The sequence below is a fragment of the Aeromonas genomosp. paramedia genome (assembly GCF_023093515.1).
Lineage (GTDB): Bacteria > Pseudomonadota > Gammaproteobacteria > Enterobacterales > Aeromonadaceae > Aeromonas.
The window spans coordinates 1-26,448 of the sequence record NZ_JAAROG010000015.1; the positions used below are offsets into that span (position 1 = coordinate 1).

The 26,448-nt window shown below is 57.6% G+C and carries 22 protein-coding genes and 2 pseudogenes; 16 read left to right on the forward strand and 8 right to left on the reverse strand.

Annotation, left to right across the window (positions count from 1 at the left end):
- Window positions 1-2,792, reverse strand: a 2,792-nt coding sequence (locus tag HB860_RS09870) for a calcium-binding protein (RefSeq protein ID WP_247626519.1), incomplete at its 3' end; no start/stop codon positions are given.
- A 1,331-nt stretch (window positions 2,793-4,123) separates the two neighbouring features.
- Between HB860_RS09870 and HB860_RS09875 the strand changes: the two genes are divergently transcribed.
- The 6 genes from HB860_RS09875 (at window position 4,124) to HB860_RS09900 (ending at window position 9,066) form a co-directional block, all read left to right on the forward strand.
- Complete coding sequence (locus HB860_RS09875) at window positions 4,124-4,681, forward strand: TMEM165/GDT1 family protein (protein ID WP_247626520.1); 558 nt, start codon at window positions 4,124-4,126, stop codon at window positions 4,679-4,681.
- Between the two features lie 207 nt (window positions 4,682-4,888).
- Window positions 4,889-5,827, forward strand: a complete 939-nt coding sequence (locus HB860_RS09880) for a DUF2157 domain-containing protein (RefSeq protein ID WP_247626521.1) — start codon at window positions 4,889-4,891, stop codon at window positions 5,825-5,827.
- Between the two features lie 199 nt (window positions 5,828-6,026).
- A complete protein-coding gene (locus HB860_RS09885) occupies window positions 6,027-7,034 on the forward strand; it encodes a DUF4401 domain-containing protein (RefSeq protein ID WP_247626522.1) in 1,008 nt (335 codons plus the stop codon).
- The gene (locus tag HB860_RS09890) at window positions 7,031-7,528 is read left to right on the forward strand and encodes a GDYXXLXY domain-containing protein (protein WP_247626523.1); all 498 of its coding nucleotides are present in this window, start codon (window positions 7,031-7,033) and stop codon (window positions 7,526-7,528) included. Before HB860_RS09885 ends, HB860_RS09890 begins: the two co-directional genes overlap by 4 nt.
- A 153-nt stretch (window positions 7,529-7,681) precedes the next feature.
- Window positions 7,682-8,455 (forward strand): substrate-binding periplasmic protein, encoded by a 774-nt coding sequence (locus tag HB860_RS09895; RefSeq protein ID WP_432612675.1) that lies wholly within the window; start codon window positions 7,682-7,684, stop codon window positions 8,453-8,455.
- 356 nt (window positions 8,456-8,811) lie between these two features.
- Window positions 8,812-9,066: a hypothetical protein gene (locus HB860_RS09900; protein ID WP_041204490.1), complete on the forward strand. Its 255-nt coding sequence runs from the start codon at window positions 8,812-8,814 to the stop codon at window positions 9,064-9,066.
- 98 nt (window positions 9,067-9,164) lie between these two features.
- Here the strand turns inward: HB860_RS09900 and HB860_RS09905 are convergent, their stop codons facing one another.
- Complete coding sequence (locus HB860_RS09905; RefSeq protein WP_139437392.1) at window positions 9,165-9,452, reverse strand: hypothetical protein; 288 nt, start codon at window positions 9,450-9,452, stop codon at window positions 9,165-9,167.
- A gap of 131 nt (window positions 9,453-9,583) precedes the next feature.
- Window positions 9,584-10,597 (reverse strand): sensor domain-containing diguanylate cyclase, encoded by a 1,014-nt coding sequence (locus HB860_RS09910; RefSeq protein ID WP_247626525.1) that lies wholly within the window; start codon window positions 10,595-10,597, stop codon window positions 9,584-9,586.
- A 1,433-nt stretch (window positions 10,598-12,030) separates the two neighbouring features.
- Between HB860_RS09910 and HB860_RS09915 the strand changes: the two genes are divergently transcribed.
- Together HB860_RS09915 and HB860_RS09920 are read left to right on the forward strand one after the other, a co-directional pair.
- Window positions 12,031-13,209, forward strand: a complete 1,179-nt coding sequence (locus HB860_RS09915; RefSeq protein WP_247626526.1) for a hypothetical protein — start codon at window positions 12,031-12,033, stop codon at window positions 13,207-13,209.
- The gene (locus HB860_RS09920; RefSeq protein ID WP_247626527.1) at window positions 13,199-14,965 is read left to right on the forward strand and encodes an ATP-binding protein; all 1,767 of its coding nucleotides are present in this window, start codon (window positions 13,199-13,201) and stop codon (window positions 14,963-14,965) included. Before HB860_RS09915 ends, HB860_RS09920 begins: the two co-directional genes overlap by 11 nt.
- Before the next feature lie 481 nt (window positions 14,966-15,446).
- Here HB860_RS09920 and cysS read toward each other — a convergent pair whose 3' ends face one another.
- On the reverse strand, window positions 15,447-16,823 hold the full coding sequence (gene cysS / locus HB860_RS09925; RefSeq protein ID WP_247626528.1) for a cysteine--tRNA ligase: 1,377 nt from the start codon (window positions 16,821-16,823) through the stop codon (window positions 15,447-15,449).
- Between the two features lie 202 nt (window positions 16,824-17,025).
- On the opposite strand from cysS, the gene HB860_RS09930 reads away from it, so the two are divergent.
- From HB860_RS09930 to HB860_RS09945, 4 genes are all read left to right on the forward strand, one after another.
- Window positions 17,026-17,523, forward strand: a complete 498-nt coding sequence (locus tag HB860_RS09930) for a peptidylprolyl isomerase (RefSeq protein WP_025327420.1) — start codon at window positions 17,026-17,028, stop codon at window positions 17,521-17,523.
- Window positions 17,513-18,226, forward strand: a complete 714-nt coding sequence (locus HB860_RS09935; RefSeq protein ID WP_247626529.1) for a DUF4269 domain-containing protein — start codon at window positions 17,513-17,515, stop codon at window positions 18,224-18,226. The genes HB860_RS09930 and HB860_RS09935 overlap by 11 nt, the downstream gene beginning before the upstream one ends.
- Window positions 18,223-18,951, forward strand: coding sequence for a UDP-2,3-diacylglucosamine diphosphatase (gene lpxH, locus HB860_RS09940; protein WP_139437402.1), 729 nt, complete (start codon window positions 18,223-18,225; stop codon window positions 18,949-18,951). The genes HB860_RS09935 and lpxH overlap by 4 nt, the downstream gene beginning before the upstream one ends.
- Before the next feature lie 117 nt (window positions 18,952-19,068).
- On the forward strand, window positions 19,069-19,317 hold the full coding sequence (locus tag HB860_RS09945) for a GlsB/YeaQ/YmgE family stress response membrane protein (protein WP_139437507.1): 249 nt from the start codon (window positions 19,069-19,071) through the stop codon (window positions 19,315-19,317).
- 216 nt (window positions 19,318-19,533) lie between these two features.
- Here HB860_RS09945 and HB860_RS09950 read toward each other — a convergent pair whose 3' ends face one another.
- On the reverse strand, window positions 19,534-20,157 hold the full coding sequence (locus HB860_RS09950; protein WP_247626530.1) for a glutathione S-transferase family protein: 624 nt from the start codon (window positions 20,155-20,157) through the stop codon (window positions 19,534-19,536).
- A gap of 254 nt (window positions 20,158-20,411) precedes the next feature.
- Here HB860_RS09950 and HB860_RS09955 point away from each other — a divergent pair, with 254 nt between their 5' ends.
- On the forward strand, window positions 20,412-20,561 hold the full coding sequence (locus HB860_RS09955) for a hypothetical protein (protein WP_162519245.1): 150 nt from the start codon (window positions 20,412-20,414) through the stop codon (window positions 20,559-20,561).
- A gap of 277 nt (window positions 20,562-20,838) precedes the next feature.
- Here the strand turns inward: HB860_RS09955 and HB860_RS09960 are convergent, their stop codons facing one another.
- Together HB860_RS09960 and HB860_RS09965 are read right to left on the reverse strand one after the other, a co-directional pair.
- Entirely contained in the window at window positions 20,839-21,096 is a 258-nt protein-coding gene (locus tag HB860_RS09960) for an Arm DNA-binding domain-containing protein (RefSeq protein WP_247626531.1), read from the reverse strand.
- Window positions 21,093-21,314, reverse strand: a complete 222-nt coding sequence (locus tag HB860_RS09965) for an Arm DNA-binding domain-containing protein (RefSeq protein ID WP_247626532.1) — start codon at window positions 21,312-21,314, stop codon at window positions 21,093-21,095. The genes HB860_RS09960 and HB860_RS09965 overlap by 4 nt, the downstream gene beginning before the upstream one ends.
- 824 nt (window positions 21,315-22,138) lie before the next feature.
- On the opposite strand from HB860_RS09965, the pseudogene HB860_RS09970 reads away from it, so the two are divergent.
- From HB860_RS09970 to HB860_RS09980, 3 genes and pseudogenes are all read left to right on the forward strand, one after another.
- Window positions 22,139-23,122 (forward strand): annotated as a pseudogene (locus HB860_RS09970) (IS5 family transposase).
- A 182-nt stretch (window positions 23,123-23,304) separates the two neighbouring features.
- Window positions 23,305-24,084, forward strand: a complete 780-nt coding sequence (locus tag HB860_RS09975; protein ID WP_247626534.1) for an AAC(3) family N-acetyltransferase — start codon at window positions 23,305-23,307, stop codon at window positions 24,082-24,084.
- On the forward strand, window positions 24,081-25,373 hold the full coding sequence (locus HB860_RS09980) for a DUF4910 domain-containing protein (RefSeq protein WP_247626535.1): 1,293 nt from the start codon (window positions 24,081-24,083) through the stop codon (window positions 25,371-25,373). Before HB860_RS09975 ends, HB860_RS09980 begins: the two co-directional genes overlap by 4 nt.
- A 78-nt stretch (window positions 25,374-25,451) precedes the next feature.
- Here HB860_RS09980 and HB860_RS09985 read toward each other — a convergent pair.
- Window positions 25,452-26,371, reverse strand: a pseudogene (locus tag HB860_RS09985) (IS3 family transposase); the annotation flags it as partial.
- Between the last annotated feature and the right edge of the window lie 77 nt (window positions 26,372-26,448).

A 26,448-nucleotide genomic window follows, 5' to 3' on the forward strand; every position in this document is an offset into this window, starting at 1 on the left:
GTGCTGCCATCTTCCGTGGCGGCTGCCGCCACATTGCTCACCACCGGCCGGTCATTGGTGCCGGTCACGGTGATGGTGAAGCTCTCGGTGTCGCTGGCACCCTGGTCGTCGGTGACGCTGTAGGTCACGGTGATCTCCAGCGCCTGGCCCTCGGCCAGGTACTGATAGGCCGCATGGCCCGGGTCGAAGCTCCAGGTGCCGTCATCGGCAATCGCCAACCCGGCGATTGCCGGGCCCACCAGGGCATAGGTGGCCGTGGTGTTCAGCACATCGGCATCGCTCGCGGTCAGGCTGCCGCCAATGGGCGCGTCATCCTCGACGGCGGCCTGGGCGGCGCTGAAGGTCGCCACCGGCGCATCGTTGGTGCCGGTCACGGTGATGGTGAAGCTCTCGGTGTCACTGGCCCCCTGGTCGTCGGTGACGCTGTAGGTCACGGTGATCTCCAGTACCTGGCCCTCGGCCAGGTACTGGTAGGCCGCATGGCCCGGGTCGAAGCTCCAGGTGCCGTCATCGGCAATCGCCAACCCGGCGATTGCCGGGCCCACCAGGGCATAGGTGGCCGTGGTGTTCAGCACATCGGCATCGCTCGCGGTCAGGCTGCCGCCAATGGGCGCGTCATCCTCGACGACGGCCTGAGCGGCGCTGAAGGTCGCCACCGGCGCATCGTTGCTGCCGGTGATGCTAAGGGTCAGGGTGGCCGTCGATGTCTGGCCCGCCGAATCCATGATGGTGTAGTTGAATACATCGTTGACGATTTGGCCCTGAGCGATGCCCTGGGTATCGCTGTCCATATTATTGAGAACGTAGCTGTAGCTGCCGTTGGCATAGAGGGTCAGGGTGCCGTAGGTGCCGGCTACCACGGCACCAACATTACCGCTATTACCGTTGACGGCAGAGACGGTCAGGGTGTCAAAGGGCAGGTCAGGATCGGTGTCATTGGCCAGCACGTTGCCGCTGGCACTGGGGTCACCGGGGATGGCATTGGCCACCCCGCCGGCTTCGATTAGGGGATCACTGGCATTGCTGTCTGCATTGGCAATCGGCCCCTGGCTGATCACCCCCAGGAAGTCCCCCACCACCAGGTGGTGGATGCCCGTCAGCTTGAACGCCAGCTCGGCCACGGCCGGATTGCCGCTGATATCGGCATAGACATAGGTGTTGCCGCCTTCGTGCTTGAACCACACGCCGTAGGCGGTCGGGGTGGTGCCACCCCATTTGAGGTCGACGTCGTCTCCGAGCAGCTGGACCAGATCGATCTTGTCGGGGCCGCCGGCCGCGATCAGCGGGTTTGCGCCGAGATCCTTGATGCTCAGGAAGTCGGTGATGGTGTCCATCCCCATGGTGGTGGAGTCGGACCAGCTCTGCAGATCGTAGTGATCATAACCCCCATGCCAGCCACCCCAGCCATGCCAACCGTGATGATGATACTGGCTGAGCTCGGCGGTGAAGATGAAGGTATCGGCGCCGCTGCCGCCACTCAGGGTGTCGGCCCCCAGACCACCGGCTATCTCGTCGGCGCCGCTTCCCCCATACAGAGTGTCATTGCCTTTTTCACCGAAGAGCGCGTCATCCCCCCCTTCCCCATAGGCGGTGTCATTGCCGCTGCCGGCATAGATGGTATCGGCCCCTCCGGCAGCGGCCCCTGCGAAGTTGTTGCCGTTGTCGCCGTAGAGCGTGTCGTTGCCCTGGCCGGAGAAGATGAAGTCATTGCCTGTGGCGCCGACGAGGCCGGACGCCGAGTCCTTGCCATCGCCATAGATGATGTCGCCACCACTTTCGCTGAAGTAGCCGTGACGCCAGCCGTTGTCGTCATTGTTGCCGATGCGATCGTCCCCCGAGCCGCCATACAGCAGATCGCGGCCATCAGCGCCGCTGATGGTATCGGCACCGAGGCCGCCATAGACGGTATCGCGGCCGTCACCACCCTTGAGGGTGTCGTCACCGGCGCCGCCGTCGAGCAGATCGTCTCCGTCCTCGCCGTAGATGAGGTCGTTGCCCCCTTCTCCGTACACGGCGTCATTGCCGCCACCGGCATAGATCCTGTCATTGCCGCCGACCGCACCACCGAGCCCGCTGTCGCCATAGATGCGATCGTTGCCACGGCCGGAGTAGATGAGATCGCTCCCCACTTCGTCTGCCCCGCTCAACCAAGCGCCGCTGGCCGAGTTCTTGCCATCGCCGTAGATCACATCCTGACCGTTTTCGCGGCTGAAGTTGCAGCGCCAGGCATCGTCGACACCGATCACATCATCCCCGGAGCCACCGTAGAGGGTGTCATTCTGGTCGGCACCCACAAGCCGATCGTTCCCTTTGCCGCCGTAGACAATGTCGCGCCCATCACCGCCGTTGATGTAGTCGTTGCCATCGCCGCCATCGAGCAGATCGTCTCCCGCCTCGCCGTAGATGACGTCGTCCCCGTCCTGGCCATAGACAGTGTCGTTGCCTTCGCCAGCGAGGATCACATCCTTGCCCGCCCCGGCGAAGATGGTGTCGTTGCCACTCTCGCCGTCGATGTTGTCATTGCCGCTGCCGGTGGTGATGTTGTCGTTGCCCGAGCCCCCGTCGACCGTGTTGTTGCCATTGCCCGCGTTGATGAGATCGTTGCCGCTGCCGCCGTCGATCACGTCATTGCCGGCACCGGCTGCTATGGTGTCGTTGCCCGAGCCCCCATCGACCTGGTTGTTGCCCTCCCCCGCATTGATGGTGTCATCCCCGGCACCGCCATTGATCGCATCGTTGCCCGCAGTGGCGTTGATGATGTCGTTTCTGTTCGTTCCATTGATGTTGGCCATGAGCAAGTTCCTTTAAAAAGTGGGGGAAAGTGCGATATCGCTGAGGAGCTGGGGGTGACAAGGGCGCATCTGCCTCGCACGGGTCGAGGGATGAGTCCCGTCTGTCTTACAAAGTGGATCTGGGCCAGCAGTCATGAGGGGCGGGCGGTTCTCTCCATAGACCCCCTTCCTGAGCTGCGTGGTGAAATCTGTCGCCGGGCCACCATCCTCTGCTGTCAACAAGGGACGGCGATGGCCGCTCGGCACGGCGCGGGGCGCATTCGGCGCGGCGCCATCCTGCGATCTGGCGGTGCTCGAAAACGGGGCATCAGGGCCAGGATGCTGCTGATGGGGACAAGGCAGGCTGGCGGGGGCAGTGGTGTGACGGCGGCCCTGGTGGCCGCGTTGGCGTATGCCCTGCTTGCAGCGCCGGGCGCCGGCCTGCCCTGCGGCAGGTGCGCCAAGGCCGCTGCCGGATGGGGTTGTACTGCGAAAGAGTGGTGGGATAAGGTCAGCTTGCGGTGACTCTGCGCTCACAGCGCCGAGGGCGGTCTCGACGGTGACAGGATTGCTGCTGGCATCCCCTTCCCTGGAGCGCCGCTGGCCGTCGATTGCCATGGGACACATCGGCCCCTGTGGCCAGATGTCGACGACACCTGACCCTAAAACATCGACCCCCATTTTAAACCCCTTAAATCCATTTAAGAGAGATAGTCAGAGTCAATCACCGTCATCCGTGATGCCTCTGCAAGGCACATCAACTTCAACCTGTCCCGGTCTTGAAAACGCACTCGCCATGGTGGCGTATTTATTTTTGGCTAAGCGTAGTTGCTGTCAGATTTGACAGTTGCGAATTTATTTTTTTGCTGCAGAGGGAAATTGGTGTTACGCCATTTTTCCTCGCCCGCGGGGGCTCTGGGCAGCGGAGCTTGTTGCTTGTTTCACAACGCTTTTTTGTTTGCCGCTTTGCGCCCCTGCCACGGACACGCCGCTCCGGCCCTGATGCCAGGGTGCACAGAAAGCCAGGGAACAAAGGGGAGCAGATCAAGGCCGAGCGGGAGGGCGCCGCCGGTCACATCACATCGGTGAAGGGGGAGCCTCCCGCCACACACCTTGCTCCAGAGGACGTTTTTCCCTAGAATGCCGGCTCCCATCGAGGGGGAGTAGTCTCGCCACGGGTGCCAACCCGGTGCGCGATCCTGATCAACATACTTGGTGCCAACTCACCATGGTCAGGGTGATCCGGGCAATGCCGGATTTGACAAGACCTTTGACGGGCCAGTGCCAATACCGGGGACGGATGGCGCAGGCTTGTCTCTGGTTTATAACAATTCCGTCCCCCGGTCATTTTTATGGAAGCCTTGTTAACCTCAACCCTGAGCGTGGCCATCGCCGAGATCGGCGACAAGACCCAGCTCCTGGCGTTGCTGCTCATCTGTCGTTTTCGCAAACCCTGGCCCATCATCGCCGGCATGCTGGTCGCCACCCTGCTCAACCATGCGGGGGCCGCCTGGATAGGGGAGTTCATCAGTCGCTGGATGGATCCCAAGGTGATGACCTGGCTGGTCGCCGGCGCCTTCATCGCCATGGCGGTCTGGATCCTGGTGCCGGACAAGATGGAGGATGAAGAGAGCTCGCTCGACAAATACGGCCCCTTCATGGCCACCTTCGTGCTCTTCTTCATCGCCGAAATCGGTGACAAGACCCAGATAGCCACAGTGCTGCTGGCGGCCAAGTACGACTCCCTGACCCAGGTCATCGCCGGCACCACCCTCGGCATGATGCTGGCCAACGTGCCCGTGGTGCTGCTTGGCAAGCTGGGAGCCGACAAGCTGCCCCTCCAGGGGATCCGCATCGCCTGCGCCATCCTCTTCGTGGGTCTGGGCGCCAGCACCCTGATCTTCGTCTGAACCACCAGCAACGAGGGGACGGGATGGGCGTGAGCACCCATCCATATCCCCGTCTGCCCGTCATCAGAGGCCCCTCCTCCCGGTCGGGGCTTTTTTGTTACTCATGCCCTGCCCCTGTCGCATCAGCGCCACCGGGGTCTGCCCCGGGACGCGGTGCCGTGCCATAATGCCTTATCTCTCAGGCACGACGGCTTCAGGAGCCTCGCCATGCACCTCACCTCAAGACAGACCCTGCTCGACTGGGTCAGACGCGGTCGTCTCCCCCGGGAGTCATTGCCCGCCGCCCTCGCCCTGTGCGATCTGCCCCCGGCCTCGGTGCGCTGGCAGTGGCTGTTCGACAGGCTGCTGCTCTGGCTCGGCTGCCTCTGCCTGGGGGCGGGCCTGGTGTTCTTCGTCGCCTTCAACTGGCAGGCCCTGGGCCGTCTCTCCCGCCTCGCCCTGCTGGAGCTGCCCCTGCTCGCCATGCTGCTGGTGCTCTGGCGCAAGCCCCTGGCCGACACCCCGCGCCAGGCCCTGCTGCTGGCGGTGGCCCTCAACATAGGCGCCCTGCTGGCCCTGGTGGGTCAGACCTACCAGACAGGTGCCGATCCCTGGCAGCTCTTCGCCACCTGGGCCCTGTTGCTGCTGCCCCTGGCGGCGCTGGGCAGGAGCCCCCTGCTCTGGACCCTCGCCTGGCTGCTCGGCCAGCTGGCGCTGGTGCTCTACTGGCGCCTCGGCCTCATCGACCTCTTCTTCTCCTTCAACGAGGAGGCCCTCGGCTGGTGCCTGACCCTGCTCAACGCCGCCCTCTGGGGGGCGCTCATCCTGGCCCCCGCCCGGCTCGCGCTCATGCCCTCCTGGCTCCCGGGGCTGGCCGCCGGGCTCGGGGTCACCCTGCTGGCCCTGCTGGCGCTGTTCGATGCCGCCTCCCCCTGGGTCTGGCCCGCCTGGCTCGCCTGGCTGGGCGCCGCCTACCTGCGCTGGCACCACAGATTCATCGCCGGGCTCGCCATGGGGTGCCTGAGCCTTATCGCCGTCACTCTTGCGGCGCTCGGCAAGTGGATGGAGCCGGACATGAACGGCTTCTTGCTGCTATCCCTCATCGCCATAGGCCTCTCCGTGATGGCCAGCCGCTGGCTGCAACAACAACGGAGGCAGCATGTCTGATCCGATCCCCTGGCAGCACCAGCTGACCGAGGCCTCTGTCGCCACCGGTCTCTCGGTCCTCACCAACGGCTGGCTGCAACAGCAACGGAGGCAGCATGTCTGATCTGAGCCCTTGGGCAGCACCTGCCAGCCGAGGCCCCTGTCGCCACCGGTCTCTCGGTCCTCACCAACGGCTGGCTGCAACAGCAACGGAGGCAGCATGTCTGATCTGAGCCCTTGGGAGAGGCTGCGGGCCGCCCATCTGGTGGAGGGCGACGCCCCCCGGGACGAGCAACCGCACTGGTCGAGCCGTTTCCTGCTCGGCATGGTGGGCTGGCTGGCCGCCCTCTTCCTGCTGTTCTTCCTGTTCATGGCCTTCGAGAGCCTGGTCCGCGAGCCGAACCACGCCCTCGTCATGGGCACCCTGCTGATGGCCGCCGCCCTCGGCCTCAACCGCCTGGCCCGGCGCAGCGATCTCTGGGATCAGTTCGTGCTGGCACTCGCGCTCGCGGCCGATGCCTGGCTGCTCTATGGCCTCATCGACCAGATTGACCCCCACTCGGCCCCGCTCTGGCTGGGACTGGCCCTGCTGTCGCTGGCCATCGCCGCCCTGTTCGAGCACTGGCTGGTTCGCCTCTTCCACAGCTTCGCCGCCGCTATCCTGCTGACCATGGGGCTCGCCTGCCTCGGCCTGCAACTGCTGGCCCTGCCGCTGGTGATGGCCGCCCTCACCTTCTGCTGGCTGCAGGCCGAACGCTACCCAGAACGCCATTCGCTCTATGAATCCCTCACCCTGGGGTTGGCACTCTCCCTGCTGGTGCTGGGGCGACTGCACCATCCACTCTGGGACGGCGGCACCAGCGCGCTCGACGAGCTCGGGCTCTCCCGCCTGCCACTCTGGCTCAATCCCCTGCTCTGCGCCGCCCTGCTGCTCGCCGTCATGGTGAAACTGAAACTGCCGTTGCTCTATGGCCTGCCCCTGGTGGTGATCAGCGCCATCATCCCCGGCATGGGTGCCGGCGCCCTGGTGCTGGTGCTCGGCTTCTATGCCGGCAGTCTCGGGCTCATGACCCTGGCCGGTCTGCTGCTGCTCGGCTTTGGCTCCCTCTACTACTACGATCTCGGGCTGACCCTGATGACCAAATCCTGGCTGCTGCTGGGCTCGGGCGCCCTGCTGCTCGGCACCCGCCAGCTGTTGAAAATCCTCGGCAAGGAGATCGCCTCATGAAACGCTTTGGACTCTTGCTGACCGGTCTCGCCATCCTGGTGGGCATCAATGTCACCGTCTGGCGCTTCGAGCACGCCATCAGCAGCGGCGAAACCGTGCTGCTGGAGCTGGCCCCGGTCGACCCTCGCTCCCTGATGCAGGGGGATTATATGCGCCTGAGCTACGCCCTCGCCCGCCAGCTGGGGAGCCCACACCAGGAGGGCGCCGCCACCCAGACCCTGGTCATCCGCCTCGATGAACAGCAGGTGGCGCAGCGCGTTGAGGGGGGCGCCCCCGACACCCTGGCCCCGGACCAGCGCCTGCTGCAGGCTCGCTGGCAGCAGGGTCAGTGGTGGATTGGGCCGGATGCCTTCTTCTTCGAGGAGGGGACGGCCGCCCAGTACGAGCAGGCGCGCTATGGCGAATTCAGGCTGCAACCGGACGGCGCAACCCTGCTGGTCGGCCTGCGCGATCAGGCCCTCAAGCCCATAGGCCATACCCGTCCGGCCTGGTGATGGCGCGCGCTGTCGCCCCCCCTGTTGCGCCACGCCCTGGCACGACAACGGTGATGGCTCGTCCCTTCGGGTGGCGAAACCCCGTGGCTTGGCAACACTTGAAGCTGGGCACTCGGCAGCAGGACGGTCAGGATGAGAACAGGGATAGTAAGGATCAGGAACAGAACCGCTCTCCTGGCCACACTTTTAGCCACACTCTGGGGCGGGCCGGGGGAGATGGGGCAGGCCAGCGCCAGCCCGGCCCTTGGCAAGCTTCACTACCTCACCGAAGAGTACAAACCCTATAACTTCACCGGGGAAGATGGCACTCCCAGCGGCTTTGCCATCGAGCTGCTGCACCAGGTGTGGCAGAAGACCGGCACCCCGCCCCAGGCGATCAGCATCCTCCCCTGGGCCCGGGGCTACTACCTGCTGACCCAGAAGCCCAACGTGGTGCTCTTCACCACCGCCCGCACCGAGGCGCGGGATCCCCTGTTCAAGTGGGCCTGCCCCATCGGCTATGCCGAAATCGTGCTGATGGGGCTGGCCAGCCATCCCCTCAAGCTCGCCCGGCTGGAGGATGCCCAGCAGCACACCATAGGGGCCGTGCGCGCCGACGTGGGGGAGCAGCTGCTGCTCAACAGCGGCTTCGACGAGCAGAAGATAATGACAGCCAACCGCCTCCCCCAGGCCCTGCGGATGCTTACCTCGGGCCGGGTCGACCTCATCTCCAGCAACAAGGCCACCCTGATGGATCTCATCCAGGCCCAGCAGCTGGATCCCGCCCTGTTCGAGGTGCGCTGGGTGCTGAGTTCGGAGCAGTTCTGCTTCGCCTTCAGCCATCCGGTGGACGATGCCCTGGTCAAGGAGTTCCAGCACGGCCTGACCCAGGTGCTGGCCAGCAGCGAGTTCCAGCGGATCCAGCACAAGTACTTCCCGGCGCCCTAGTGCCCTTCGATGCCAGCAGAGAGGCTCGTCATGGGCCTCTCTCTTTCTGGGCCGGGCTCCCCTTGCTCAGCCCCTCCCTTGCCCGCCAGCCGCTTGAACTCCCTCACAAACACCATTGAATATCAGGTACTTGTCACCACAAGGGGTGACGTGGAGCGTCACGGGCCCTTAAAATGGCGCCGGGAGTCTGTTGGCCCTCACTTCGGGCAAGGGATGGCGGCGCGCACGACTGCAAGGCATCAAGCACCCGGGCGCCATATCCCCAGGCGCTCTCTCCCAGCACCCCGGCGCCCATGGCACCGGCATCGCGTTTGAACAGCTCAGGATTGAACATGCAAGGCACAGTGAAGTGGTTGATGAGTATCTCGGTTTGCGCCCTGTTGATGGCGTGCGGCGGCGACAAGACCACGGGCAAGGCCTGTCTTGGCGCCAACAATGACTCTCTGGTGGAGGGGATGCAGGACAAATGCAAGGCGGGCGACACGGTGGCCACCAAGCACCCGGCCTATTTCTGCGACTTCAACTACGCCGTCGCCTACAACAGTTACAACTCCGCCATCTGCGTCTACTCGGGGGCATTGAAACCGGAGCGCACCACCGAGAAGTCATGACCCGGGCAACCCCGCCAGGAGTGGCCATCAGGCAGCGGGGTGAGTGGCCCGAACCTTGTGGCTCTGGCCCTTCGGGCCAAAATCGGGACTTTGACCCGCTATTTGACCCGCATCAGGCGGTGACACTGCCCACCGAGCTCCAGCTGGACAACCTGGGAGCGGGCCATGGCATCGACCCGGGCCAGCATCTCGGCGCTGTAGCCCTTGCGGTGCATCCACTGCATGGGCTCCTCGAAACTGCCTTCGTTGACGATGAAGGTGTCGGTGTAGGCATCCTTGATGATGCTGACCACCCAGATGCGCTGCTGAAACTCACAGATCTCCGCAAAGAGGGTGGCCACTTTCGCCGCCAGGGCGCGGTAATGGCCGATAACAGGGTTTGCCATGGTAGAGAGTGCCTGTGTTGAGGGAGACGCATCCTAGCATCCCGGGCGCGGGGGCAACAATGCGCGGCATCAAGGGCGCGGCGCCTGGCCTCACTCCCATGGGTCGGGGCGCCCTGGATGCCAGGTGCCCCTCACCCCAGCGCGCGGCGCTGGCGCTTGACTTCATACATGCGCGCATCGGCCTGGCGCAGGGCCTCATCGACGCTGGTGTGCGCCGGATCGACCGCCACCACTCCCACGCTGGCCCCGGGGTAGTGCAGCACCCGGGATGACAGCGCCAACTGCAGCACGCTGTGCTCGAACAGCCGACGCCCGAAGCGCCGCACCGCCCCCTCGACCGTCTCCTCCCCCGGGATAGGGCCCATGCCCACGGCGACGAACTCATCGCCCCCCATCCGCGCCAACATGTCTCCACTGCGCAGGGCGGAGCCCAGCTGACGCGCCATGGTGGTGAGCAGCCGATCCCCCGCCTCGTGACCGTGGATGTCGTTGATCTGCTTGAAGCCATCGAGATCGATGAAGGCGATGAGCACAGGGTGCCCGGCCCGATCCGAGAGGGAGAACAACCGGGTCAGCTCCTGCATCAGGGCCCGGCGGTTCGGCAACCCGGTCAGGGGGTCACAGAGAGCCTGGCGCGACAGCTCGTCGTTGGCCCGCTGCAACTGCTGCAGCAACTGCTCCCGCTCCACATGCTCGGCGATGAGCCGGGCGAAGAAGCCGATGAGCTGCTCAGAGCCTGCCACCATGGGCTTGCGCTCGGCGCTGGCGGCGCACAGAGTGCCATAGAGGGAGCCGGACGAGGTGCGCACCGGGCTGCTCAGATAGGTGCGAATGCCCATGATCCTGGCCGCATCCGAATCTCCCCAGCACTCGGCCACGTTGTCGGTAAACAGGCGCCCCTCGTCGATGGCCCGACGGCACAGGGTATCGCTCCAGTCCACCGCCGCCCCTTCCGGGATCTGCAGCCCAGCCACGTTGCGGGCATAGCGAATATGCTGGGTGCTCTGCCCCTCATCGATCTCGGTGAGATAGGTCGACTCCAGCCCGGTCACCGCCTCCAGCATCTCCAGCAGGGGCCGGGTCAGGCTCTCCAGATCCCGCGCCTGGGTGACCCGCTCCGACAGGGTCTGCAATATCTTGTCCATGCCGCTCTCCACTACCTGCATGTGATGGGCGACCACCTTAGCCAACTCGGGGCACGCCAGACAAGTGCGAGAAAGGGGTAGGCCGGGGAAATACCACCCCGTTCACACTTTGGCGCGCCCCCCGCCAGGGCCTGTGGCCCCGCCCCACCCCGGGCATGGGGCTATAACTTTGAACCAGCGCAAAAAACCTGTCGATTCTGACACTTGAGTCAGCAATATACATGGATCGGGCCCCCTCGGCTCCGTAGGATGGGGGTGGGTGCCCGTTGGCCCCTTTTCCTAAGCCAGGGTCAGCGGCGCATTGTGGTAGCGACAGCCAGGGGCGGCAGCGACGGAATTTGGCCGAATACCCGAGCTTCGGCGGATGCCAGCCCGGCATCCCGCGCCTGCGGCAAGGGGCGAGGATTCCATCCTCGATGGGGTTTCCGTCGGCCCCGGGACAAGCAGGGTCGAGTAGGGTCGATTAGCGAAGCGTAATCGTCCGCGGTAACCATCCCCTCCCCCCAACGGGAGAGGCGTAGGGTGCAATAAGCAGAGCGCATTGCACCAGGGTAACCATCCCCTTCTCCCCTTGCGGGAGAGACGTAGGGTGCAATAAGCAGAGCGCATTGCACCACGGTAACCGTCCCCTCACCCCTTGGGGGAGACAGGTAGGGTGCCAATAAGCAGAGCGCATTGCACCACGGTAACCATCCCCTCTCCCCTTGCGGGAGAGGGCTAGGGTGAGGGGTAGAGTAACGTCATTACCTTGAGGGATGTCGTTGGCCGTAGCATCGGCAAGGCTTCGCCATGCAGGACACGAGGGCGCTGCCCTCGACAGGGTTTCGCCCGCCCTTCGGGCTTGGGCGAGTGACTTTTCTTTGCGTGGCCAAAGAAAAGTCACCAAAAGAAAGGCCACCCCCGCTTGTTCGCCCTCCTCCGTCGGATGCCCTCGGTTCACCCCTTTGTCCAACGGCACGCGCCGATGGGCCATCCCTGGCCCAGCGCCGCTCGCTCGGCGTCCTGCCTCGCGGCCTGGACAAACGGGCTCACCTCGGCGAACAACAGGGGGCAACACCGAACCTGCAGCACCGAGACTGGTTAACAGCATCCGGTGTATTCGAGGCTGTGATCGGGAGAGACGTTATCTCTGATCCGGCCCCTCACCCGCCGTATGGCGAGGCCAGATTGCCGCACCGATGAAACAAGAATCATCAACGTGGTTGCATGGGTGAAAAAATCATTATGAGTACAACAGAAAGCGGCACAAACCCCTATCAGGAAACAGTTTTATATTGAAGGCTCGATAGTGAATATTTCACCGTAATAAAACCTTATTTCTCATACGTCCGATTACGCTTCGCTAATCGAACCTATGGTCCTTTATAATTGGATTCCAGCCCCCCCCCAAATTTGGTATCCATGATATTTAAAATCAACTTGTAGGGGTCAAAATGGGCCGTTCAGCAGACTATACTATTCAAGGCTTTCTGTACCAATTTAATCAGACACTCTCCGAATTAATAATTGCGGAGGATGAAGACGTGATTACTATAGAGGGAATTGTCGAAGACATAGAGGTGGTTAACTTTGAAGGCACCAAGGCAATTCAGTGTAAATATCACGAAACCCAAGACAATTATACTCCAAGCATTCTTTATCACCCGTTACTTCAAATGATGAAGCAGTATAAATCCAACCCTAACGCAAAAATAAGTTATCACTTATTTGCACATTTCCCTAACAATCCAGAGATAAAAATATCTGCATTAGAACTTAATGCTGCGATCAAATCTAAAAATAAAGCATTGAAAGACTTAACTGCAGAAGTTGATGGCGTTGATGTTGATGGTTTCCTAAAGGTGTTTTCTATTTCTGTAACGCCTAAATACGATGACTTGATGACAGAAAATTCAGAGAAGCTTGTGGACATGGGCTTCGACAAAAGTGAAGTGGAAGTGCTATTTTACCCTAATGCAATTCAAATGATTGCCGATTTAAGTGTTAAGCACGATGCAAAATTGAGAAGAATTACCAAAAAGGAATTTTTTGATTCGCTAAGGAAAATAAAAGCTACAGCTATATCTCAATGGACGTTGGCACTTAAAACACGACAAAAAATTCTAGATATGCGGCGTAAGCAACTCAAAGGTAACTTAAACACAAATGCTCGCTTACGTCACTTAGTCGTATTCCCTAAACTTTTGGACCAATTTGACGATCAAATTGTCATTTTTATAAAATCGTTCATCGACAAATACCATTTTAAGGTCGCGCATACGCAGATACCACTATTCGCATTAGACATTCCACAAAGAGAATTTGATGAGATTGCGGAGCGACTAATTGCGAAAGATATAATACCGAACCATGGTCGCCCAGTAATAAATTTTTCAGAAGTTCATTTCTTGCGAGAACCAATGATGATAAAGGACAAAAAGGAATTTTCTCTAAGATTTATTCGCTGGGATGATTACAAGAATATCACGATTAATAAAAAAGCGGATGATCTATTTGTCCTCGGGCATGGGAATATCGAGAGTTTAAACGTCCAAGATATAAACTTAGAGATACTTGACACCGAAAATTTTCGTGAAATCAGATATGTAATGGGGATAGATTATGCATATTAAAATTGGAGCTGTGCTTTCATGCTCGCCAGAAGCAGTCATTGTCGCGGTAGATAACCTAGAAACCTTCGAGCAAAATAAGGCAGGACTACAGGTTGGTCGTTTTTTAAAGATTGCACAAGGAAACCATGACTTTACAATCGCCGTTATCCGAAATATTAAAGGAACAAATACCAACGATATAAACGGACAGCCAGTCTGGAATTTTCAGATTGAATGCCAAGCCATAGGGACTTTGCTTGAAGACAGGACATTTGATCGTGGTAGTCTTCTTTTACCTGTTCCGACAGAGCATGCATTCCTCGTGGATAAAAACACTCTCGACAAAATGTTCTCAGCTGATGGAGAACACAATTTTCCACTAGGAAAGCTCTCCATGAATAAATCTATTGACCTCATGATCAATGGAAATAGATTTTTTAGCAAGCATATCGCTGTTGTTGGTTCGACTGGTTCTGGTAAGTCATGTACAGTTGCAAGTATGCTGCAAAACGTTGTTGGTATTTCCCAGCATAAAAACAAGAGCAAGGGAGAACAAAATAACTCTCACATAGTGATTTTCGATATTCATGATGAATATTCCGCAGCATTTACCCTTGATCAAGATGAACTCTTTACATTAAGTCGACTCGACATCGACTCTTTACAGCTTCCCTACTGGCTTATGAACTCGGAAGAGTTGGAAAGCATGTTCATTGAAAGCAATGAAGCAAACTCTCATAATCAAGTTAGTCAATTTAAACATGCTGTCACATTAAATAAAGAAATGCATAACCCGGATATTCCGGAGGTTACTTACGACACTCCAGTTTATTTTTCAATCAAGGAGGTATACTACTTTATTGAAAACCTGAATCGAGAGGTTATTGGACGATTAGCCGGGGAGGATAAGCCTAAGCTGGCTGATGGAAAATTGGTGACTGATCGGAACATTTATTTCGACAAGATCCACGACTTCATTGCAAATTCCACCGCAGCTGCGACCAGAGCGACCAATGGGCCATTCAACGGAGAGTTTAATAGGTTCACTTCCCGGTTGGAGGCGAAGCTGGGTGACAGGCGTCTCAGGTTTCTTCTAAATGCGAAGAAGCCTGATGGACAGACTCACGTAACGGCAGACTTTGAAGTATTGATGAAGCAGTTTATCGGCTACCTCGATAAGGCTAACGTCACTATCGTAGATTTGAGTGGCATTCCTTTCGAGGTTCTCAGCATCACTGTCAGCCTGATTTCTCGCCTCATCTTTGACTTTTGCTTCCACTATTCCAAATTGCAACATGCACAAGGCAAGCTCAATGACATCCCAGTTATGCTTGTTTGCGAAGAAGCACACAACTACGTACCCCGAGATAATCTTGCAGCCTATCGGGCGTCCCGCAAGTCCATTGAGAGGATCGCAAAGGAGGGACGAAAATACGGCTTGAGCCTGATGGTCGTAAGTCAGCGGCCCTCTGAGGTATCAGAGACAATTTTCGCCCAGTGCAACAATTTTATGTCCTTACGCCTTACAAATGACGCTGATCAAGCCTACATTCGGCGGCTCTTTCCCGACAACTCTAACGCGATAACGGAAATTTTGCCGAACCTAGCTCCGGGTGAGTGCGTTGTGGTTGGTGACGCAGTACTGCTCCCAGCAGTAATAAAAATGCCACTCCCGGCCCCCGAACCTCATTCCCAAAGCGTTAAGGTTCATAAGGAGTGGAAGGAACCGTGGCGCGAAGTTGCCTTCGCACAAGTTATCGAACGCTGGAGAAAATAATGAGTACCTAAATTGGGGCCACCATTGTTCTGAGAACCGCATAGTGGCCAACAGTTCGGCGAGCTGCTCCCCCTGTCTGAGTCGGGCACGGTATTGGTTCCCCCTGCAAACCGCCGAGTCGAGTTCAACGGGTCAGGAGCGCCATCATGGATGATGGCGCAGCCGCAGCCGGCACAGGGATGTGCCGTCTGCGGCGCTCCGTCCGACCCGTTGGACGAAACGAGGGAACCCGCGAAGCGGGCGGTTTGCCGGGGGAGAAGACTTTTGGTGACTTTTGGTCTTTCAAAAGTCACTCGCCAAGCCGCGCAGCGGCGGCGAAATCCTGTCGAGGGCGGAGCACTCGCGTCCTGCATGGCGAAGCCATGCCATTCAGAAGAGAGGGAAGGTGCCAGCCCTCCGACAGGCCACAAACAAAAACCGCAGCCCCAGGGCTGCGGTTTTTTATTGGCTCAACCTGTTGGCGCGAGCAGCGCCACCGGCCTTAGGCGCGGCGCCAGCTGGTCTTGCCGGCGCTGTCTTCCAGCACTATGCCCATCTCGGTGAGACGGGCTCTAGCGGCATCGGCGGCGGCCCAGTTCTTGTCGGCGCGGGCCTGGTTGCGCTGGGCGATCAGTTGCTCGATCTCGGCCACTTCGTCATCCGCTTCGTTGCCCTTGAGGAAGGCGTCCGGATCCTGTTGCAGGATGCCGAGCACGGCGCCGAGTTCCCGCAGGCGGGCACCCAGGCCAGCGGCGACAGCGATGTCTTCGGCCTTCTGGCGGTTGATCTCGCGCACCAGGTCGAACAGGGCGGAGTAGGCTTCCGGGGTGTTGAAGTCGTCGTCCATGGCATCGACAAAGCGGGCCACCTGCTCGTCGCCACCGGCGGCGGCAGCCACCGGCAGATCGCGCAGGGCGGTGTACATCCGCTCCAGGGCGGCGCGGGCCTGCTTCAGGTTCTCTTCCGAGTAGTTGAGCTGGCTGCGGTAGTGGCCGGACATCAGGAAGTAGCGCACGGTTTCGGCGTCAAAATGGGCCAGGACGTCGCGGATGGTGAAGAAGTTGCCAAGGGACTTGGACATCTTCTCCTTGTCCACCATCACCATGCCGCTGTGCATCCAGGTGTTGACATAGTCGCCACCGTGGGCGCAGCAGGACTGGGCTATTTCGTTCTCGTGGTGAGGGAACTGCAGATCCGAGCCGCCGCCGTGGATGTCGAAGTGGTTGCCAAGGTGCTTGGAGTTCATGGCGGAGCACTCTATGTGCCAGCCGGGGCGACCCGGGCCCCAGGGGCTGTCCCAGGTCGGCTCGCCGGGCTTGGACATCTTCCACAGCACGAAGTCCAGGGGGTTGCGCTTGGCTTCGACCACGTCGACCCGGGCGCCGGCCTGCAGTTGCTCCAGATCCTGACCGGAGAGCTTGCCGTAGTCGGCGAAGGATTCGACGATGAACATGACGTCGCCGTTGTCCGCCACGTAGGCGTGCTCTTTTTCCAGCAGGGTTTCGACCAGGGCGATGATTTCACCAATGTGCTGGGTGGCGCGGGGTTCGATGTCAGGGCGCAGCATGCCGAGGGCGTCGAAGTCCTGGTGCATGTCGCCGATCAGGCGCTCGGTGAGGTCGTCACAGGTGACCCGGGTCTCGGCGGCGCGCTTGATGATCTTGTCATCCACGTCGGTGATGTTGCGCACATAGGTGAGATCGTAACCGGCGTAACGCAGGTAACGGGCCACCACGTCGAAGGAGACGAAGGTGCGGCCGTGGCCGATATGACAGTGATCGTAGATGGTGACGCCACACACATACATGCCCACCTTGCCCGAGTGGATAGGTTTGAATTCTTCTTTTTGACGAGTGAGTGTGTTGTATATCTTCAGCATCTTATGACCACTGCCTGTGAGTAAAATGGCCTGACATTCTAACCGTATCCGGTGGAGAAAACGAGGCAGAAAAAGCGCCGGATCCCCCATGCCATCTATGCCGCAGCCCCTCGATGGGCTAGAATTGCCACCACTTTAGGCCATAGCCCATGCAACAGCCGCGAGCGGCTTCGTGCTCGCGCAACATTTGAAAGGACATATCATGGTTACTCTGCACACCAACCACGGCGACATCACCCTGACCCTGAACGCGGAAAAAGCCCCCGAGACCGTGGCCAACTTCCTGCAATACTGCCGTGACGGTCACTACGACAACACCATCTTCCACCGCGTCATCGACGGCTTCATGATCCAGGGCGGCGGCTATGCTCCTGGCTTTGAAGAGAAAGAGACCCGCGCCTCCATCAAGAACGAGGCGGCCAACGGCCTGTCCAACAAGATTGGCACCATCGCCATGGCCCGCACCAGCGAGCCACACTCCGCCAGCGCCCAGTTCTTCATCAACGTGAACAACAACGACTTCCTGGACTTCAAGTCCCCCACCACCCAGGGCTTCGGCTACTGCGTGTTCGGTGAAGTCACCGCCGGCATGGACGTGGTCAACAAGATCAAGGGCGTCAAGACCGGCAACTACGGCCGCATGCATCAGGACGTGCCGACCGAAGACGTGGTGATCACCAAGGTGACCCTTGCTGAGTGATTGTCGCCTCCTCGGCACTGACACAACTGCGGCCCCGGCCGCAGTTTTTCCATCTGCGCAGGGCACCCCGGTCAACTGGCGCCGCCTCGACTACCTGGCCCGGGGCAATCCCCGTCAGCGCTCCGCCCACGCCCTGCTAAGCAGTGGTGTGTGGGATGTACTTGAGCGCCTGTGCCAGGACCTGGCCCTGGTGAGCACAGTCGCCATCGGGCTCGATCGGCCCGGCAGCGATCTCGATGTGCTCTGCCAGCACCCTGAGCCCGCGCGCCTCGCCGCCCTCTTGCGCGAGCAGGGCTGGACGGCCAGCGACAAGGGGAACCAGGTGTGGCTGATGGAGCAGACCCTGACAGGCCCGGACCAGGCGCGCTGGCCGGTGGAGCTCTATGTCACCCCGGCGCGGCTCGAGACGCTCAACGGCTGGCGTCACCTCAGCCTGATGGCCGCCCTGTTAGGGCACTTTGGCCACGACTTCTATCAGGCCGTGCTGCGCCTTCGCCTCGAGGCAGGACTCAAGGGAGAGGCCGCCATCTGCCGTCTGCTAGGGCTTGGCGGCGATCCTTACACCGCCCTGCTGACCCTGGAGGGGCGCGACCTTGCCGCGCTCCACTGGCAGGCCCCATCCCAGTGCGACTCGCCCACGCCGGCAGACTCCCCTGCCCCCCTCTGCCCGGAACCCATCAAGAGCACTCATCCCACATCATGAGCACCCTTTTTATCAGTGACCTTCACCTGTGCGCCCAGCGGCCCGACATGACAGCCGCACTGGTGCGTTTTCTCGAGCGTGACGCCCCCAAGGCCGATGCCCTCTATGTGCTGGGTGATCTGTTCGAATTCTGGATTGGCGACGACGATCCCAACCCGCTCCACCGCCAGGTGGCCGAGGCCTTCCTAGCCCTGAGCCGGCAGGACGTGCCCATCTACTTCATCCACGGCAACCGCGACTTCCTGCTGGGCAAGGCCTTTGCCAAACGGGCGGGCATGACGCTGCTCGGCGACCCCTGCGTCATCGATCTCTACGGGGAGCGGGTGCTGCTGAGCCACGGGGACCTGCTCTGCACCCTGGATGAGGGTTATCAGAAGTTTCGCCGCATCACCCAGCTCAAATGGCTGCGCTGGCTCTTCCTGCGCCTGCCCCTCAGCCGCCGCCAGATCATCGCCTGCAAGATGCGGGGCCAGAGCCAGATGGAAAATGCCGGCAAGCCACAGACCATCATGGATGTGACCCCGGCGGCGGTCGATGCCCTGCTGCGCCAGCATGGCTGCCGGCTGCTTATCCATGGCCACACCCACAGGCCCGCCGTCCATGACTTCGTGCTGGACGGCAAACCGGCGCGGCGCATCGTGCTGGGAGACTGGTTCGAGCAGGGATCCGTGCTGAGCTGCTCCCCGCAGGGCCAGCGGCTCGAGAGTCGCCCTCTCCCCGAGTGAGGCTCGCCCTCAGGATGAGGGATGCCCATATGACAATGTCTGTCCCCTCCCCAGGCAGGATGCAACGCCGAACCCTGCATATACTCTGTGTCTGTGCACACAAATGAGGACGAAATGATGGGATTTCTAACCTGGGTTGTATTGGGATTGATCGTCGGCATCCTGGCCAAATGGATCATGCCGGGCAAGGATGGGGGCGGTTTCTTCATGACGGTGATCCTGGGGGTCATCGGCGCCATGGTGGGTGGCTATGTGAGCACCCTGCTGGGCATGGGGACGGTCACCGGCTTCAACCTGCCGAGCATCCTTATCGCCACCGTGGGTGCCTTGATAGTGCTGTTTGTCTACAACAAGATCCGCAGCTGAGCCGCTGAGCCCGCTTCTTTCAGCACTCTCTGTGAATGCCCCCCGGGCCAGGATCCGAAACCTTGGGTTTCGGATTTTTTTATGGGCGAGCCGCGCCTTTCGCCTAGGCGCCCGCTAACAGGACAAGTCGCCCTGCCAGGCGCCGGGGTTCTGGCGCGCGGCGCTGACCAATCGAGGTCAGCAGGTGCGGCACTGCGGCCGATCTCGCACTGCCGCTTATGGCGTTCCGTTATTGCCATACAGACAGAAACCGGGACGCTCGCTCAAGCGCGCGTAGTAATCGCTCACCGCCGCGAGTGGCGGGCGATCGAAGGGCGTATGGAACCAGCGATTCACCGACAGGCCGACGGGAATGTCCGCCAGCGAGAAGCGGCTCCCGGCCACATAGCCGCCGGTGGCCTCGAGCTGCCTGTCCAGGATCTGCATGTATCTGGACCACTCGGCACAACTCGCCGCAATCGCCTGACTGTCCTGATGGGCGGGGGAGAGCCTCACCAGCGACATGAAGGCGTAGCTCCAGGCGCGGTTCAAATCCGACGACTGCCAATCCATCCATTGATCGACCCTGGCCCTCGCCCGCACCTCGGCGGGATAGAGCGAGCCGTCACCATAGCGCGTCGCCAGATATCGGATGATGCTGTTGGACTCCCACAGGGTGAAGTCCCCATCCCTCATGACCGGCACCATCCCGTTGGGATTCAACGCCAGAAACTCGGCGCTCCGGGTGGACTGAAAACCGCTCCCCCACTCCTCCCGCTCGAAAGGGAGATCCAGCTCGGCGCAGCTCCACAGCACCTTGCGCACATTGATTGACGACGCCTTGCCCAGGATCCGTACCATATCTTCGTCCTTGTGTGAGAAGTGCCCAGCTTCCATCAGGGGTACGGCGCCGGTCAAGGGGCAGAGCCATGACCACGGCAGCCCCATGGAACTAACCCATGGAACTAACCAATGGGGCCGCACGGGAACCTGGCACGAGAGGGGTGAGCAACGGATGAAAAAGAGGCGGTGGACTAAACTCATGCTTGCGTGTCCGGTTTGACCGACGCCTTCAGAGCGGCCGCGGGACAGGCGAAGCAGTAAAGGACAACATCATGAAAATATGGAAAATCTGCCTGATAGCAGCGCAGCTCATGCTGGTTGCGTGCGCCTCCTCCAACGGCGCAGGCCCTCCCCCGACCGGGGACGATGGCAGCAATGCCGGCGGCAGCAGCAGTGGTGGCAGCAGCTACCTGACCTATTAGCCAGGCCATCTCCTGCAAACCGAGGCTCAGCCAGGCCCCTACGTCGAATACGACAAGACCAGAAAGCGCCGGCAGCCCGCCGGCGCTTTTCGTCTCGCCAATCGGTGATGCCCTGCCTGCCGACCACGGGCACAGTGATCCAGGGAGGGGGCACAACAGCGCCATCTGGATCAAGGGTGAACACGGAGGAAAAACAAAAAGGCCACTATCGCTAGTGGCCTTGGTAACTCTTTGATTGCTTTCTTCAATAACTGGTGCCGAGGTCTCTATCGAAACGTCAACTTATCATTCTGACTTTAAAGGAAAATGTGAAATATGGACTGACCCCAAAGCATGGTTCGATATTGTGTTTAAACCGCTGAATATCGCTATTGATCGATCGTTTGCCGATGGTCTTGAGGTGTGGCAAAAAGGTCTGCCAGAAGAACTCCGAAAGGGTGGGCTCAGTTTTGTAGCTATCCCGCTCTGCTACCGGGTCGATGCCGTCTGCCAGCATCGCCTTGTACTTGCGGGCGATGGCCCTGGCTTGGCTCACGCGTCAATATCTCCGAATCGCTCCAGGGCGATGCTGCGCTTCTTGCCCTGGAGGGTATAGCGCAGTAGGAAACGCTTACTGCCCTGGCTTTTTCCTGACAAGAGTTTTAAGCCGATGACCTCTGTATCGGAGAACTCCAGTTCAGTAGCGCCAGTCTCTCGTTGTTGTGCGGGCAAAGCCTTGATGGCTGCATTGGTAAAGCGAAATTTGGTCTGCATAGATACCTCCGATGATGGGTTGGATCATGGGATTAATATCTGTTTCAAAGGGGGTTCAATGCGGGTTTGGGAGGGGGTGAAGTGGAAGGAGTAACGGTGAGCGGCACTTGTCTCAGCACCAGAGATAGACCCCGGAAAGGCCCGGAGCAGTGGTCTACCAAACGTCCTTGGCTATGTTGGAAGACTGGGCAGATTGTTTGCAGCGAGTCGCAGGAAGTAGTAAGTCGCTTAGACAAGAAATGGACAAGAAAGGAAAAGTGAGTGAGGGGAAACGCTGGAGGGCAGAAACAAAAACGACGCAACGAAGCGTCATATCCGTTTAATCTGTAAGGATTTTTTCTTCAATTTAATGGTGCCTGAGGCCGGAATCGAACCGGCACGACGCGAACGTCGAGGGATTTAAATCAAAGGAACTCGTTTGCATCTCATTGCATGAAATAGCAAGTAGATGGAGCGAGTAACACCGCAAGTTCGCAACAAATCGCACCCCGTCATAGAACATCGCATACCGCTTATCACAGAATTCGCAAAGAGGGGGTTAAAGCTAAACATTCTCGGCACATGGTGATGTCTCATCCTGGAGTCAGCTTCAATCACCCAAAGCAAAAAAATCATCATCCGACGCAAACGTGAGAAATGCGCATTGCTCATGGTACGTAACCATCTGATTTATAGACAAATCATCGGTAGGTGTAACAACGCTATTGGGGATATACACATAACGCTGTATATACCCCCACCAGATAATTTCATTTAAGGAAGGTGCGAACAAGTCCTCGGTGTGAGATCATGAGCCCCACTTGGTATCAAGGATGAGGTTTTGCATGAGTCATCAGCTCACCTTCGCGGATGGCGAGTCCAATGAAAAACGCCGTAAAACCCGTAATAGAGTTATTCTTGGCCCGTATGGATGCGTTGCTCCCATGGGCGATGATGCTGGGGTCATCGAGCCTGTCTATCCCAAGGCCGGTAACGGGCGTCGTCCCTACCCACTCGACACCATGCTGCGCATTCACTGTACGCAGCAGTGGTACAGCCTCAGCGACGGCGCCATGGAGGATGCGCTCTACGAGATTGCCTCGATGCGTCTGTTTGCCAAACTTTCCCTGGACCACGACATCCCTGACCGCACCACCATCATGAACTTCCGCCATCTGTTGGTGCAGCACCAGTTGGCCCGTCAGCTCTTCGACGCCGTCAACCAGTGGCTTTCTGACGCAGGCATCATGATGAAGCAAGGCACGCTGGTTGATGCCACCCTCATCGAGGCCCCCAGCTCAACCAAAAGCAAGCGTGACGGCGAGATGCACCAGACCAAGAAAAGCAATCAGTGGTATTTCGGCATGAAGGCCAATATCGGTGTCGATGCCAAAAGTGGCCTGGCGCACAGTCTGGAGACCACGGCCGCCAACGAGCATGACCTCAATCAAGTGGGGAATCTGCTCCATGGCAAGGAAGAGTCTGTGTTCGCCGACGCCGGATATCAGGGGGCAGAAAACCGTGAAGAGCTGGCGGATGTGGAGGCCGAATGGGCGATTGCTATGCGTCCTGGCAAGCTCAGGGAACTCAAGAAGCATCCTCGCAAAAACAAGGCGGTAATTGCGGTTGAGAAGCTCAAGTCCAGTGTCCGCGCCAAGATGGAGTACCCGTTTCAGATTATCAAATGCCAGTTTGGCTTTGTGAAGGCGCGTTTCAAGGGACTACGCAAGAACGATAACCAATTGGCAATGTTGTTCACGCTGGCGAACTTGTTGCGAGTAGACCAGATGATACAGGCATGGGATAGCTGCGCCCAAAAATCGAGATAAGCCTCGAAAGTGAAGCTAAATAGCGCTTAAAAGCCCGATTTTTGCGGAAAAATCCAAAATATCGGAGTGATGAACATTGTAAACATGAGCAAGGGGTTCATGATGAAGGTACGAACCACTTGTTTGCACTTTCCTTAGAATAACAAAAGTGGCAGCGATGCTACCAGGTCAAAGGAGAAATTATGCTTGAGACACTTCAGCAAAGATGGAAGTCTTCTGGTCTTGAAGAGGGCGATACTGTACTAATTCATAGCAACATTAAAAGGACATTGGTAGAGTTTCGGAGGAACAAAGTTAATATTTCTCCAGGAGACATTCTCGAAAGTTTTCTCGATGTTGTTGGAAACAAAGGCACGTTAATTTTGCCGTTATTCAATTTCGACTTTGCTAAAGGTGTGCCATTCGATATCAGAACCTCTGAGTCACAAATGGGGGCGTTAACGGAGATCGGACGGAAGTTTGATGGTGCTATAAGAACGGGGCATCCTATATATTCCTTCGCAGTCATAGGCTACAAAGTGTCAGAATTTGAAGGTATTGATAATGTTAGCGGATACGCTGAGGATTCACCTTTTGGAGTTTTAAAAAAGCTCAATGGTAAGATTGGTTCTCTGGATTTAGAAGACCAAAATAGTATGACTTTTTATCATCACGTTGAAGAAGTAAAGCGTGTTGATTATCGCTACTTTAAGTCATTCACAGGCGAATACACTAACTCACTAGGTGATACTAAAAATAAAACCTATGAACTTTATGTAAGAGATGTTGAACGTGGTGTCCTAACTGATGTTAATCCTGCTGGTGAGTTGATGTGGAGTGCTGGATTGTATAAAGGATTTAGGCCAAAGGAAGGGACGGGTCTTAGACTGATCAATTCTCGGGATATGTTCAAGTTTGTTGAGAGTTTGATTGAAGGTGGTAAAGCTCTCGGAACGCTTTACTCAATTGGAGAAAAGAGATGATTGGATCGCAAATTCACGATTTGGCTAAACGACTTTGGCCGATTAATCGGAGTATTACCGGTGATGGTGTTAGGCAAACTTTAGCGATTATTAAAGAGCAAATTCCTGAACTTAAAATTTTTAATGTTCCAAGTGGGACACTTGTCTTTGACTGGACGGTACCTAAGGAGTGGCGTGTTAAAGATGCCTATATAGTGACTCCAAGTGGGAAGAAGATTTGCGAATTCAAGAAGAACAATCTTCATCTGGTTGGCTACAGCACTCCAATTAGTAAGAAGTTAAGCCTTTCGGAGTTACAAGAACATCTGTATTCTCTTCCAAATCAGCCGAATGCTATTCCCTACATTACCTCCTACTATAAGGAAAGATGGGGATTCTGCCTTACACACGAAGAAAGAGAACGCCTTGAAGTTGGTGAATATGAGGTTTTTATAGACTCAGAACTATTTGATGGCAATCTTACTTACGGTGAAATATTAGTCAAAGGCTCATCAGCCAAAGAGGTCTTTATTTCGACTTACGTGTGCCATCCATCGATGGCTAATAATGAACTTTCTGGACCTTGTGTTACGACTTTCTTAGCGAAAAAGCTTAAGGAAGCAGAACAGCTTAGGTACAACTATAGGTTAATCTTTATTCCTGAAACTATCGGTTCAATAACCTATCTCAGTAAAAATATTGACCATCTAAAAAGTTCTGTTATCGCTGGATTCAACGTAAGTTGTGTTGGAGATAACCGTGAGTATTCCTATTTGCCTAGCCGCAATGGTGATACATTGAGTGACAATGTAGCAAAACACGTATTAAAAAACTTATCACCAACCTATAAGAGTTACAGCTGGGGCGATAGAGGTAGTGATGAGCGTCAGTATTGTGCGCCTGGAGTTGATTTACCTATCGCTTCAATTATGCGAACAAAGTATGGTATGTACGATGAGTATCATACATCGCTAGACGATTTAATTAATGTAGTCACACCAGAAGGTTTGGATGGTGGATTTAATGCTCTTTGGAGAGCTTTAGAGGCTATCGAGAAAAATTATTTCCCAAAAGTAACTGTTCTTTGTGAGCCTCAGTTAGGTAAGCGAGGTCTTTATCCTACCTTATCTACAAAATCGAGCGGGGCTGAGGTTAGGCTTATGATGGATTTAATTACTTGGTCGGATGGTACTCGTTGTTTGGTAGATATAGCTGAACGTTGTAATGCTCCAGTGTGGGAGTTATACCCTATCATTGAGAAGTTAAGTGCTAATCAGCTTATGGTTCTGCTCGACGCCCCAAGTCCGTAATTTATTACTTGCTTAATGTGTAAGCGTGAATTCAGATAATAAGTGGACTGACCCCACGACAGCAGACATTTCCTGTCCTCACGACGAGGCCTGTTCGAAGGCCTCCGGACTGACGCCACCAAGATGGCTGTGACGTCTGACCCTGTTATAGAACGCTTCAATGTAATCAAAGATATCGGCACGGGCCAGATCGCGGGTTTTGTAGATCCGTTTTCTGATGCGCTCCTTTTTCAGCGAACTGAAGAACGATTCAGCGACCGCATTATCCCAACAGTTGCCACGTCGGCTCATACTGGGGGCTAGGTTATTGGCCCGGCAGAAACGCTGCCAGTCGTCACAGCCATATTGGCTACCCTGATCCGAGTGCACGATGACCTCGCCTTCTGGTTTACGCCGCCATAAGGCCATCATCAGTGCATCCAGCGCGAGCTCGCGGGAGAGGGTCGGTTTCATCGACCAACCCACCACGTTACGAGCGAAAAGATCGATGGCCACTGCCAGATACAGCCAGCCCTGCCAGGTGCGGATATACGTGATATCGGTCACCCAAACCTGATTGGCCCGCATAACCGTGAATTGTCGCTGTATACGATTAGGCGCTACGACGGAAGGTTTACCGGTTATCCTGCGTGGCGCTTTATAGCCGCGTACGGCTTTGATCCGGTTTAGTTGCATCAGCCGTGCTACCCGATTTTTACCGCAGGTTTCGCCGATCTCATTCAGGTCACCATGAACCCGGCGATAGCCATACACGCCACCGCTCAGGGCATATGAATCGCGGATGAGCATCAGCAGACGCTGGTTGTCTTTATCACGTGCACAGACGGGATGATGCAACCATGCATAAAATCCTGCCCGAGCGACATTCAATACCCGACACATTGTCATAACACGCCATACAGAGCGGTGTTCATTGATAAAGCGGTACTTTAGTCGGGCTCCCTTGCAAAGTACCGCGCGGCCTTTTTCAGGATATCCCGCTCTTCTTCGGTGCGTTTTGTAGTGGTCAACTAAATCCGGACTCTCGGTTAGGCCGATGTTCGGCTTTTGCTGGCGGTATCCCGTCATTGTGTTG